15 protein-coding genes and 1 pseudogene are annotated in these 12,689 nt (G+C 39.7%); 11 read left to right on the top strand and 5 right to left on the bottom strand.

Annotated features, from left to right (window positions below; translation table 11 throughout):
* Positions 1-12: 12 nt before the first annotated feature.
* Positions 13-384, top strand: a complete 372-nt coding sequence (locus tag LJE12_RS10480; protein ID WP_008704298.1) for a DUF4186 domain-containing protein — start codon at positions 13-15, stop codon at positions 382-384.
* A gap of 13 nt (positions 385-397) precedes the next feature.
* Here the strand turns inward: LJE12_RS10480 and LJE12_RS20280 are convergent, their stop codons facing one another.
* On the bottom strand, positions 398-592 hold the full coding sequence (locus tag LJE12_RS20280) for a hypothetical protein (protein ID WP_008704297.1): 195 nt from the start codon (positions 590-592) through the stop codon (positions 398-400).
* A gap of 182 nt (positions 593-774) precedes the next feature.
* On the opposite strand from LJE12_RS20280, the gene LJE12_RS10470 reads away from it, so the two are divergent.
* Positions 775-2,166 carry an MATE family efflux transporter gene (locus LJE12_RS10470; protein ID WP_330380932.1) on the top strand — a complete coding sequence of 464 codons (1,392 nt, stop codon included), beginning with the start codon at positions 775-777 and terminating at the stop codon, positions 2,164-2,166.
* On the opposite strand, the gene LJE12_RS10465 is transcribed toward LJE12_RS10470, so the two are convergent.
* Both LJE12_RS10465 and LJE12_RS10460 read right to left on the bottom strand, forming a co-directional pair.
* A complete protein-coding gene (locus LJE12_RS10465; RefSeq protein ID WP_008704295.1) occupies positions 2,154-2,879 on the bottom strand; it encodes a LysR substrate-binding domain-containing protein in 726 nt (241 codons plus the stop codon). The genes LJE12_RS10470 and LJE12_RS10465 overlap by 13 nt on opposite strands.
* Before the next feature lie 53 nt (positions 2,880-2,932).
* Complete coding sequence (locus LJE12_RS10460; RefSeq protein ID WP_118569852.1) at positions 2,933-3,868, bottom strand: AEC family transporter; 936 nt, start codon at positions 3,866-3,868, stop codon at positions 2,933-2,935.
* Between the two features lie 143 nt (positions 3,869-4,011).
* Here LJE12_RS10460 and LJE12_RS10455 point away from each other — a divergent pair, with 143 nt between their 5' ends.
* From LJE12_RS10455 to LJE12_RS10440, 4 genes are all read left to right on the top strand, one after another.
* Entirely contained in the window at positions 4,012-4,941 is a 930-nt protein-coding gene (locus LJE12_RS10455) for an AEC family transporter (protein WP_118569853.1), read from the top strand.
* 256 nt (positions 4,942-5,197) lie between these two features.
* Positions 5,198-5,650, top strand: a complete 453-nt coding sequence (locus LJE12_RS10450; protein WP_173681011.1) for a hypothetical protein — start codon at positions 5,198-5,200, stop codon at positions 5,648-5,650.
* Positions 5,651-5,759: 109 nt separating this feature from the next.
* Positions 5,760-6,608, top strand: coding sequence for a hypothetical protein (locus LJE12_RS10445; protein WP_227226928.1), 849 nt, complete (start codon positions 5,760-5,762; stop codon positions 6,606-6,608).
* 202 nt (positions 6,609-6,810) lie between these two features.
* Positions 6,811-7,617: a Cof-type HAD-IIB family hydrolase gene (locus tag LJE12_RS10440; RefSeq protein WP_227226927.1), complete on the top strand. Its 807-nt coding sequence runs from the start codon at positions 6,811-6,813 to the stop codon at positions 7,615-7,617.
* Between the two features lie 266 nt (positions 7,618-7,883).
* Here the strand turns inward: LJE12_RS10440 and LJE12_RS10435 are convergent, their stop codons facing one another.
* Together LJE12_RS10435 and LJE12_RS10430 are read right to left on the bottom strand one after the other, a co-directional pair.
* A complete protein-coding gene (locus tag LJE12_RS10435) occupies positions 7,884-9,059 on the bottom strand; it encodes an IS91 family transposase (protein WP_227226926.1) in 1,176 nt (391 codons plus the stop codon).
* Complete coding sequence (locus LJE12_RS10430; RefSeq protein WP_118085135.1) at positions 9,056-9,904, bottom strand: tyrosine-type recombinase/integrase; 849 nt, start codon at positions 9,902-9,904, stop codon at positions 9,056-9,058. Before LJE12_RS10430 ends, LJE12_RS10435 begins: the two co-directional genes overlap by 4 nt.
* Positions 9,905-10,183: 279 nt before the next feature.
* Between LJE12_RS10430 and LJE12_RS10425 the strand changes: the two genes are divergently transcribed.
* The 5 genes and pseudogenes from LJE12_RS10425 to LJE12_RS10405 form a co-directional block, all read left to right on the top strand.
* Positions 10,184-10,549 (top strand): ACT domain-containing protein, encoded by a 366-nt coding sequence (locus LJE12_RS10425; protein ID WP_195981587.1) that lies wholly within the window; start codon positions 10,184-10,186, stop codon positions 10,547-10,549.
* 52 nt (positions 10,550-10,601) lie between these two features.
* A complete protein-coding gene (locus LJE12_RS10420; RefSeq protein WP_195981585.1) occupies positions 10,602-11,522 on the top strand; it encodes a carbon-nitrogen hydrolase family protein in 921 nt (306 codons plus the stop codon).
* A complete protein-coding gene (locus tag LJE12_RS10415; protein WP_021885137.1) occupies positions 11,512-12,117 on the top strand; it encodes a YczE/YyaS/YitT family protein in 606 nt (201 codons plus the stop codon). Before LJE12_RS10420 ends, LJE12_RS10415 begins: the two co-directional genes overlap by 11 nt.
* A 41-nt stretch (positions 12,118-12,158) precedes the next feature.
* Positions 12,159-12,335, top strand: coding sequence for a hypothetical protein (locus LJE12_RS21075; RefSeq protein WP_331466132.1), 177 nt, complete (start codon positions 12,159-12,161; stop codon positions 12,333-12,335).
* Between the two features lie 272 nt (positions 12,336-12,607).
* Positions 12,608-12,689: pseudogene (locus LJE12_RS10405) on the top strand (MarR family transcriptional regulator); the annotation flags it as partial.

Below are 12,689 nucleotides of genomic sequence, written 5' to 3'. Positions count from 1 at the left end.
TGGTGAGTTTTAATGACAAAGGATGAATGGTACAAGCAACTGTTCGAGAGACTTGAAAACTCCAGATTTCGGAGCAGATTTCATCTTAAGCAGAATGATATTGATTATATTCATGAAAAAGGACTGGATACGATCCGGAAACACGCAGAGGATTTCATTACAAAACGGGAGGCTCCTGCATATATCCCAAATGATGGAAAACAGACACCCATGCGCGGTCACCCGGTATTCATCGCACAGCATGCAACTGCGACCTGCTGCCGGGAATGCATCCGCAAATGGCACAAGATACAACCCGGCCGAGAGTTGAGTCAGGTGCAGCAGGAGTATCTTGTCGATGTGATCATGACATGGATTGAGAGAGAATTGGAAAATGCACGATAAAAGGGGGCTTTAATTACATGAAAAGAAAAAGAATTTCATTCCTGACAATGCTGATGCTGGCAGTCATACTGCTGATGCCGGCATCCATATTTGCCTGTGCATAGCCACGGCACATTCCTGCAGTGGGGAAATCAATAACTCCTTTGCGGATCAGTTCACGAACTTTCTTTGGGGACATATCTACATAAGGTGTGATATCAAAAGCCATAATAAATTACCTCCTGTTTCGTACTTTACAATATAAAAGTATTGTACAGTAAACTGACAGGAAATGCAATGCTATAAATAGTGGCGGCTTGATTTTTATATAAAATATTTTATAATAGGAATGCCGAAGGGTGCTGCCGGACGCGTTGTGAACAGCAATAATATATGAATGGGGGAATGAGAGTGGCAGCATATGAAAAGAGTAAGAGTGTGAAGTTAAAATCGATCAGTACCATGACAGAAGGGACCATCTGGAGACAGATCCTTCTGTTTTCTATTCCATTGATACTGGGAAATCTGCTCCAACAGATGTACAATACAGTGGACTCAATTATTGTAGGAAATTTTGTGGGCAGCAATGCACTGGCTGCAGTTGGTTCCAGTACGTCGCTGATTTGTCTGCTGATTGCATTCAGTATGGGGGCATCTGCAGGTGCGGGAGTTATTGTATCCCAGTTTTATGGAGCAGGAGATGAGAATGGCGTTCAGCGTTCTGCACATACAGCCTTGATGCTTGCGCTTATTCTGGGAATTGTTCTTACTATCGCTGGAATTGTATTTTCACCTGCAATTCTCAGGTGGATGAGAACTCCGGAAGAAGTAATGAATCAGTCAGTTCTGTATTTGAGAATTTATTCTTATGGACTGGTTTTTAATGTCATCTATAATATGGCAGCGGGGATCCTGAATGCAGTAGGTAACTCCAGACGTTCGCTGATGTATCTGGCAGTAGCTTCGTTTTCCAATATTTTTCTGGATTTATGGCTTATCGGCGGAATGCACATGGGAGTCGAGGGTGCTGCAATTGCAACAGATATCAGCCAGGTACTTTCCTGCATTTTTGCATTATGGTTTTTGATGAGAGTTCCGGATATTTACCGCATAAATCCGAAGAAACTTTCCATTGATAGAACAATGGCAGGACGGATTATCCAGGTAGGTCTGCCGACTGCAATTCAAAACACGGTAATCTCCTTTTCAAATGTACTGGTACAATCTGGTGTCAATGGATTCGGAGCCAGTGCAATGGCGGGTTTTGGTGCATACCTGAAAGTAGATGGGTTTAACATTCTGCCGGTAATGAGTTTTAGTATGGCAGCAACGACTTTTACCGGTCAGAACTATGGTGCGGGAAAAACAGACAGAATCAGGAAAGGATTGAGAGTAACTCTTGGAATGAGCGTGCTTTATACGATCGTGACAGGAATTCTCCTGCTGACCTTTTCCAGACCGATCATAGGGATTTTCAGCAGTGATAAAGAAGTAATCTATTATGGGGCACAGGCAATGAAATATTTCTGCCCGTTCTATTTCCTTCTGGGAATTATGCATTCCCTGGCAGGAACCATTCGCGGAACAGGAAAGACGGTACCTCCCATGGTAGTGATGCTGCTTGCATTATGCCTGTTCCGTATTCTGTGGATTCAGTTTGTGGTTCCACATTTCACCAGCATTGATATTATATATGTACTGTATCCTGTTTCATGGGCTGTAGGAATGGTACTCATGCTTATCTATGCATGGAAGGGAAATTGGATGCCAAAAAAATATCAGAATATTAATCAGACTGTCTGATAGTATTCTTTTACATAGTGAATGAACTGGCGTACATGGGATTTCAGAATTCTGTTTTTACTGTAAACAATATAAAAACTGCGTTTGTGAGCAGATTCTTCTAATGGAAACAGAAGAATCTGCTTTGTTTTTTGCAGGTCAACGACAGATCTGGCAGAAAGAATGGAAAATCCAAGCCCGTTTACAATAGATTTTTTGATTGATTCCAGGTCATTCATGCGGGCTACTACATTCAGACTGGAAGGTTCAATACCGGCATTTTCCAGAAAAATATCCATTTCCTTTTTGGTTCCGGAGCCTTTTTCCCTGATGATAACAGGATCCTTGATAAAGTCCTGAAAAACAACAGGTTGTTCTTTTTGTTTTAAGTTTAAATAATGATCATTCACAGGGGTAGCAATCACCATATTATCCTGACAGAAGGGAATAAATACACAGCTGTCGTCTCCTGTATTCTGTCCTGTCAAAGCCAGGTCTACGGTCCCATCCAGTACACGGTTAATAGCGCCGGAACTGTCTGTCTGCCAGGAATGGAAATATACATCAGGATACATTCTGCCAAAACCTGCGAGAAGTTCAGGAAGGAGATAAGAAGAAGGAATGGTGGAGGCTGCCAGATCAATGATCTGCTTTCTGGAACCGGTGAAATTCTCCAGAAGATTGTTGCGGATATCCAGAATGCGGAAAGCGCTGTCGTAGAGTTGGTATACCACACTTTTTTATAAATGAAATTTATAAATATTTATAAAAAAGTATTATATTTAAATCATCCGATAAAATGAAAAATCCAGTAAATAAATGGAAGTGTAAAAACAGAACAGATAGTTGTAACAAGAATTCCACCCATTGCATAATCGCCATCTGATCCGTAGGCATTTGCCATCATTACCACAGAGGACATAACTGGCATTGCAGAAGTCAGAGCCATGGTAGTGCGGATTTCTGAAGAAACCGGAAGATATCCAAGTAATACATAGAAGAAAAGCGGAAACAAAAGCATTTTTAGGATGACAATTCCATAATAATCCAGTCTCCGGATATTTTTCAGTACATCGATACAGGCGAAAACACCGCCAAGATAGATCAGTGCGAGAGGTGTGGCGGTCTGGCCGATTTTCTGAAGGGAATTGTTCAGAACTTCAGGAAGCCGGATTCCTGTCAGCACACAGATCACAGCAAGAAAGATGGAAACAGTAACAGGATTGATCAGCTTCCGGAAATCAAAACGGTTTTTTTGACTGTCTGTACCTGAAGTAAGGCGTACACCTGCTGTCCACAGCATGAGCTGATCAATAATGGTAAATACACAGATGTAGAGCATACCGTTTTCCGGATAAATACTGGTTACTATGGGAATACCCATAAATCCCACATTTCCGAATACGCTCATGGCACTGTAAAGCTGCCTGTGGTTACCATGCAGATGAAAAAAAATACCAGATATGTAGCTGAGTAAAAACAGACATATATACATAATTCCCGCAATCAGAAAAATGCTCAGTGAATGAAAAAGAGTTTTACGTTCCACTCCGTTTACAGTATTGATAAAAATCATTACAGGAAGCGCCAGTTTTATTACAAATTTTGAAATGACTTCAAGATTTTCTCTGTTCATAACCCGTGTGCGGATCAGGATCACGCCTGCAAGCATGTAGATCACGAACATTCCGATCTGAGCAGTCAGAATGCTGAAAGTATTCATTTGAGTTCTCCTTTTTTTTCGTAAATTCACATGAAATTATAACTGCAAAAAAGTGAAAATACAACAGAAAGTATAGGTGGCGAAAAATGTTTTTTTGAGTTACAATAAACAAAGCTGAGTTATATATTAGGAGGAGTAAAAAAGTGAATGTATTAGAAATTGTTCTGCCTGTACTGGTTATGATCGTGGTCGGTATGCTGTGCAGAAAATGGAAGATTCTGACCAGAGACGGAATCAATAACATGAAGGTGCTTGTAACGAATGTTATGCTTCCGATTGCTATTTTTCATGCTCTGGCAACAGCGGAATATAATAAAGAAACCGGAATCCTGATTTTGATCATGTTTGTAATGCTGGTAGTATCCTTTGGTCTGGGCTTTTTGCTGAAGCCATTTCTGAAAGGAACCTATCAGAAATATCTACCGTTTATGGTAAGCGTATATGAAGGGGGACTTATGGCCTATCCGTTATATACAAGCCTCTGTGGCAGTGAAAATCTTTCCCGTATTGCAGTTCTGGATATTGCCGGACTGTTGTTTGGATTCAGTGTATATATGGGAATGCTGGGACAGGTGGAAAACGGTGAGAAGATTGATGTGAAAAAACTGTTTTTCAGTGCATTAAAGACTCCGGCATTTATTGCAAGTATCCTGGGAATTATTGCAGGATTATCGAAGGTGATCCTTGCAGTTTTAGACAGTCCTTTCGGAGGCGTGTACCAGAGTGTGGAAAATATTCTCACCACATCTGTGACTGCCATTATTTTACTGGTAGTGGGATACAGCATGGAACTGAATGCGAAATTATTAAAGCCATGCATTGCCACGATCATCTTACGTGTATTGCTTCAGGCAGTGATGATCGCAGGAGTTCTTGTTGCTGTACATTATCTGGTAGGTGATGATCGGCTGGTCAATCTTGCAATTATCAGTTATATGTCAGCACCGGCCACATTCAGTATGCAGACTTTTATGAAAGATGAAGAAGGAAGCGCTTATGTTTCCACAACAAACTCCATGTACTGTCTGGTATCTATTCTTGTATATATAATTATGGCAGTGACAATCTACTGATCATGAAATCTGAATAACAGAAAATGAAAATTACTGCGGATTGAAATAGACCTGGCGGTAATTTTTGTATGTCGCAGGAAATTACTTCGTAGAGTATTTTTCATGCAGCTAAGTCTATGGACGTAAATGTTCTGTTTTTCTTGGGATTCACAGTAGTTATTACTATAAATCTTATTTTGGCGAAGATACGGAAGATGATTATGATTATCAGTTCAATGTAGTTTATGATTATCAGGCGTTCGCAGATGCGGATGCATTGATTATTGCATATGGTTCCCTTTGTATTTTTCTGGACGAAAAAGAAAGGAAAACGTTTCTGGACAAATATAAGGATAAGCCCTGTGTTCTCGCAGAAGAAAGAGACCATTCAGGAAAAGCTACTTCTATTATAGCAGACAACTATCACGGTATGTATGCTGTGGCAGAACATCTGGTGAGGGATCATGGATATCGAAGATTTACTTATCTTGCAGGACCTCATGGAAATACAGATGCCAATGAACGGCGTCAGGCGGTCTTTGATGTAATGAATGCATATAAAGTTTCATTTGATGAAAGCAGGATAGCATATGGAGATTTTTCGTCCTGCGTTCAGCAGCAGGTGAATCCGCCGCTTACAACGGTACTTCAGAATGCATTTGACATGGGATATATGGCAATGATCGGTGCTGCAGAGCTCTGCAAGGGAAAAAATGTCATTCCGTTGTAGTTCCTGCAAAGATCAGGATCCCTATAAAAAGCTGTATCCAGCATTATAAAAAAGAAAATATGTTCGATATTTTATTGCGAAATTTTTGGTATCATGGTATCATATATGTATGAAAGAAAATCTTATACATTACCGCACTTGTGTGTGTAATATTAATTACCATATGGTATGGTCAGTGAAATACCTGATAAAAACCCTGTATGCAGCAATCCCAAGAAGGATCGATAACCTGTCTAAGGTCCTGGCCAAAAGAAAGCTGGATTTTAATGACATCATTGCGGATGAACAGGAGTTGTTTGATGTGATGGTAAACAGAGTGCGAAATGCACATGACTTAGACAACTGTTCCGTAAGACCTACCGTTTTGGAAGCATTCCACCTGGACTGGAGGGATGTGACAGAAGAGGAACAAGATAAGGTTCTTTCCATGCTGAAAGGAAATGCCAGTCAGTATGTAAAAGCGTGGAGGATCCGTAACAGGAGGACAGAAGAACGATTCGACCGTTTCTGTCAGCAGGAACAGTTATCGGAAGGTCATGGGATTGATCATCTGTTCCATGGCTCCAGGACTGAGAATTTTTGGTCCATTGTCACAAACGGGCTTCTTATCAATCCGGACTGCGGAGTACAGCGTACCGGAAGTATGTTTGGAAACGGAACTTATTTTGCCCCGCTTGCCCAGAAATCCCTGGGTTATACAGACGGCGGGTACTGGGCCGGTGGAAACACTGATGTAAGATTTCTTGCAATCTACAGGGTTGCGACCGGTAAACATCATGACATTTATCAGGGTTGTGATACATCGCATACAAAAAATGTCTTTCAGAAAAAATACCCCGGAGCGCACTGCGCCTGGGCACATGGAAGAGGAACCGGAGGAACTACTCTGTTCAATGACGAGGTCGTTGTTTATGACGAAGCGCAGTCAACCATAGAATACCTGATCATGATGAAATAACCTGGTGGAGCTTTCGGGCTCCACCTTTTTCAATTATTCTAATGAAGATGTAAAGGAAACAATGCAGAAGAAAATTCACCGGATGCTGGTTACGGAAGCATGCCAAATGGCAGTATATTAGAATTAGGTGGATGTAATTGAAGAAAAAATATGATATCATGTGAGTAACAAATCGTAAATTATATGGAGGCGGAATTGTTTTATGGATTTTCAAATAATCGCACTGGATATTGACGGAACATTAACAGATGATCGAAAAAAAATATCCAGCCTGACATTGGAAACATTGATTGAAGCGGAGAAGAAAGGAATACGTCTTGTCCTTGCATCTGCTCGTCCAGCTCCCGGGCTTTTCAGTATTAGAGATCAGTTAAAAATGGAACAGTTCGGTGGAATTCTGATGTCTTATAATGGTGGAAGAATAACGGATTGCGAAGGAAATACGTTCTATGAAATCAGTATGGATCTTGCTACGACCAGGAGAATCCTCCGGTTTCTGGAAAAACTTCCGGTAACTGTTATCGTTGATGATGGCAAGATGTTTTATGTTACGGATAAAAACGGGTATAAGGTTGAATATGAATGCCGGAATAATCAGATGCAATGTACAGAGGGCGATAACTTGGCGGATTGGCTCACTTTTTCACCTATAAAGCTTCTTCTGGCGGTTGATCCTATGAAAATATATGAGGTACAGGAACAAATCAGAAACTTTCTGCCGGAGGATTTAACTGTTGTCAGAACTGCCGCCTTTTATCTGGAAATATTTTCTCGCAGAATTAATAAAGGGCAGGGTCTTTGTGATATATGCAGAATTTTGAAAATAGATGTAAGGAACAGCATTGCTTTCGGAGATTCCGAAAATGATATCCCTATGCTTAAAGCGGCAGGTATCGGAATCGCAATGAAAAACGCAGAGATGGATGTCAAAAAGGCATCGGATATGTGCACTTTATCAAACAATGAAGATGGTATACCTTACGCTTTAAGTGAGCTCAATGTAATATAAATCGTTAAGGAAAGAATCGAAGGTGGTGCAAACGAAAAAGCAGTATGGAGACTTTTCATTAACTGCCCTTTCGTTTGCATCAATTTCGATTTTTTCTGGTTGAACAAAGCGCGTCAACTCTATATGGACTTTTAATTATGACACTCTATTTATAATAGGATAGCATGTACACATAGAAACACATAGAATTTATAATTCAGTCCTGTATTATGACACCAGAAATAAGCCTCCCTAAGGAAGCTAAAAAAATATACAGTTATGATACGTTAACAGAGCATATGTGGTTTTGGTTTTATAAAATGTTGTTCTGTAGGCAGAGGAATAATCTTACCACCACAGGAAAAACACTTGCATATATCTTTATTATAAAGAAGACGGATAATGGCAGGTGCATCCATATCTTTCAGCTTGGAAATATATTTTTTGCAACCAAGGATGTTTCTGCATAGGGTAATCTTTTTCTTCTTATTTCTGGATGAAAGAAGACCATAGTGCCTGATACGTACAAAACGTTTTGGAGGAACATGCATTAAAAATCGACGGATAAATTCCTCGCCGGATATGGTGATCTCTTTCCAAAGCCCTTGGTTTTTGTAATCTTTAGCGGAAAAAGTAACTGTAGATTCTGTCATGTCTTTGATACGGTAGTTGCTGATAGCAATCCGGTGGGTGTATTTTCCAAGGTATCTGATGACAGATTCGGCACCGTCAAATGGTTTCTTGCAATAAGGAATCCATTCCTTTGTATAGCAGGTATCTAACAATTCCTTGAAAGTATAGTAGTTTTTGTAAGGTGCAGCCGATCCATGAAATTCAAGCCTGTCATTTTCCCAGAGCTGCTTAAGTTCAGCCATATATTTTCCACGAAATATTTTGGAGATCACCTTAATCGGAAGAAAAAACTCTTTCCCGTTGTCTTTCCAATGATTTTTCACATCCAGCCCTCCACCAAGAACAATCGCATGGATATGAGGATGAAAATTCATGGTGCTTCCCCATGTATGGAGGATACAAATATAGCCGATATCAATCCCAAGATATTTACTATCAGCAGCAAGTTCACTGAGAGTATCTGAAGCCGCATGATAAAGAGCAGTGTATAAGAATTTCTGGTTGTTGTAGATAATGGGATTAAGTTCTTCTGGAACTGTAAAAACTACATGGAAATAAGGAGCATCTAAGATATCCTCACGCCGTGCATCTACCCATTTTTCTTTTGAAAACTCCTGACACATAGGACAGCATCTGTCACGGCAGGAGTTATAGTGGACTGACATGCAGCCGCAGTCCTCGCATACGCTTACATTCACACCAAAGGCACCGGTTTTGCAATTCATGATGTGATAAGCGGCCTTTCGCTGAGCGGGAGAAATACTATGTGTGGATTTAAAAGATGGATAAAAACGATGAAAAACATCCTGAATCGTACAATCCTTACTCATGATTCACCACCTTCCGGGTTGTCGAACGGGCTGCGGATTCCAAGAAGTGTCTTGTTGCTCACATGAAGGTAAACATCTGTAGAGCGAGGATCAACATGTCCCAGAAGTGACTGGATATATTTTATATCTGTGCCACTTTCGAATAGGTGGCTGGCAAAACTATGACGGCACGCATGAGAGGAAACATGACGGTTAATGCCGGCGAGTTTAGCACTTTTCTTAAAGAACTGGTTAACACTGGCTATATCAAGATATCCACCGGACCAGGAACTTGGGAAAAGGATATCTTTAGGGCGACCACATTTGTACCAATACTCTGTGAGAAGGTCTAAATTTTTTTGAGACAGAATTGTATACCTGTCAATTCTGCCTTTGGTTTCACGAACATGAATTGTCATGTTGGTACGTGAAATGTCATCATAATGAAGATGAACAACCTCTGATACACGTAATCCGGAAGAATACATAGTTGCAATAATCGCTTTATGCTTCAGATTCGGAGTGGCGTCAATGATTGCATTTATTTCATCGCGGGATAGAACAGCAGGAAGATTTCGCTCTCTTTTCATAGCCGGAACAGTGTCATCATCCCAGAGAATCTTCAGCACCTTTTTATATAAGAACTTGATTGCAGACCGATAGTGATTGTGAGTTTCAGGAGACCTTCCTTCCAGACGTTTGGCAGTAAGAAAACTTTCCGCATCTTCAAGTGTAAGATCAGAAACATTTTTTCCAATCCAACGGAGGAAGTAACTGACATCAGAGCAATACAGTTGAATAGTTCTTTCACGCAGGTTACGTTTTTCCGCTTCATTGCGGATGGATTCAAAAATATCTTTATACATAATAAAACCTCCAGAATAAGTAGTGTTAATAATTACATCTACCTATTCGGAGGTGCGTTAGCGTCATAATTCCGATTGCGGAAGAGACTGGAAAATGTTATTCTTATCATAGGCAGTGGAGCTTTCTTAGTTCAGTTGTTTCGTGTGGTAACTTAACAATAACGGATTATGGAAAGTAATTCCACTGCTTTTTTAATAAAAATAAAACTGCGCCACAGCCTTGGCAGGCCATCGCGCAGCGATTTTGTTCAATCGGAATTTGTGGAGGAGAGTAATTTGCTGGTATTAAATAAATTAGAGCGGTTGCTAACGGTATGTAAAGTCAAATACATTGATGATATAGATTTAAGCAAGGAATTCTACTTCATTGGTAAAACAGATGAAGAAATTTCTCTTGTGTGTGAAACAAATGACGTTCCTGAAAACACAATAGAACGTGAAGATGGGTGGCGTGGTTTCCGTATTCAAGGAATTTTGGATTTTTCACTCATTGGCATTCTTTCAAAGTTGTCTGGAATACTTGCAGATAATAAAATTGGAATTTTAGCGGTATCTACATTCAACACAGATTATTTTTTAGTGAAAGATGCGGATTTTGAAGAATCATTAGCTGTATTATTAAATGCCGGATATACAATGATATAGATTTCAGATGATTTAAACCTAAAGAAAATCATACGAGGAGTGAATTATTAGCATGAAAGATATTGATAATATTTGTAAAATAGCATTGGTGCAGGCAGAACCGGTAATATTTGATAAAAGTGCATCGCTGAAAAAGGTACTTCGATATATTAATGAGGCCGCAACTCAAAAGCCGGACTTAATTGTTTTTCCAGAACTTTTTATTCCGGGATATCCTGTTGGAATGAATTTTGGGTTTAGTGTAGGAAAACGAAGTGAGTATGGACGAAAAGATTGGAAACGATATTATGATGCTTCTGTTGTTGCTGGAGAGACGGAATTCCAGCAGCTTGCAGAAACCGCCAGGGAAACAGGAGCATACATCAGCCTTGGTTTTTCTGAGAGAGATGCCGTTAGTGGAACACTTTATAACAGTAATGTTATTTTTGAACCGGATGGGTCATATAAGGTGCACAGAAAATTGAAGCCGACAGGCTCTGAGCGTGTTGTATGGGGAGATGCGGATAAAGAGTATTTTCCTGTTACTGAAACGCCATGGGGACCGATTGGTAGCATGATCTGTTGGGAAAGCTATATGCCACTTGCCCGTGTGGCACTTTATCAAAAAGGAATCACTATTTATATTTCACCTAATACCAATGACAATCCGGAGTGGCAAGCCACCATTCAGCATATTGCAATCGAAGGAAAATGTTTCTTTATCAACGCTGATATGATTATCAGACGCAGTTCATACCCTTCTGATCTGCAGGAGTATAATATCGTATCTGAACTTCCAGGACTTGTGTGCAGAGGAGGAAGCTGCATTATTGATCCATATGGGCATTATTTGACAAAACCTGTCTGGGATAAAGAAACTATCATTTACGCAGAACTTGATATGAATTTGCCTGCCGCCTGCAAAATGGAGCATGATGCAATCGGACATTATGCCCGTCCGGATGTACTTGAATTAAAAGTCAATGAAAAATAACAATAAAAAAACACTAAAGAAATTGGCAATCCTTGTAATAGGTTCTATAATTGCGGCTTATGGAATTACACTTGCACTGTATGCTGGATTTGGCGGAGCTACGCTTGCGGTGCTGTGGCAGGGGATTGCAAGAACATTTCACATAAGCATCGGCACAGCATCTTTTGTTGTAGCATTGGGAATGATTTTGTTTGCGCTCATTTACGATAAAAGTCAGATTCATATAGGAACTGTGTTGTACCAGATTGTATACAGTACCTGTGTAGATTTGTTTGCTAACTGCCATATTTACAGTACCTATAAGTGGATCAATTTTTTAATTATGTTGTTAGGAGTGGTTTTGTTTGCTGTCGGAACGGGACTATATGCGTCGGCATCCCTTGGTAGAGGATCCTATGAGGCAGTCACTTTTGCTTTAGCAGAAAAAAATCACTGGCAGATTAAATTTGTCCGAATGGCATTGGATATTTTGGTTGTTGTTACAGGTGTTTTGTTTGGCGGAAAGTTTGGTGTATGCACGCTTATTACAGTTATCATTTCAGGCCCAATTATCCAATTTGTTAATGCGAAAGCAAAACAAGTTTTAAAGATATGATAGTAAAGAAACTTACAACTTAGAATTTGGAGGAAAGTATAATGAGTATAGTTGTTAATATATATTATTCCGGGGAAAATGGTTCTGCGCGAAAATTTGCAAAGGAGATGATTTCAAGCGGTACTGTTGATGCAATTAGAAATGAAACGGGGAACATTAGATATGATTATTTTTTCCCTCTAGGAGATGAGGAAACTGTGCTATTGATTGACAGTTAGGAAAATCAAGAGAGCATTGACTTTCACCATCAATCACCCATGATGAATAAGATTGCGGAGTTAAGAGATAAATATAATCTTCACATGAAAGTAGAGCGATATCGGTCAGAAGATACGATTCCTGACACTGATCAAAAATATATAAAAAATTGACAACTTCCAGTTTGGAGAATTGAAAAAAACGGAATTTACCTATTAAGAAATATAAACTCTTGACAATAAAGCTCCTATATAGTATGTTTTTTAATAAACTATTATATAGGAGCTTTTGTATGGAAATGAATGGAGGATTTCTTGTCACCAAAATAAAACAGCTTGGAGACCGGATTTTCGAGAAGATTCTCAGTGAAAAGA

This window comes from Blautia sp. DFI.6.71 (assembly GCF_020593585.1).
GTDB classification, from domain to species: Bacteria; Bacillota; Clostridia; order Lachnospirales; family Lachnospiraceae; genus Blautia_A; species Blautia_A wexlerae.
Note: the sequence above shows the minus strand (reverse complement) of the source record. Positions and strands in the feature narration are given on the sequence as shown.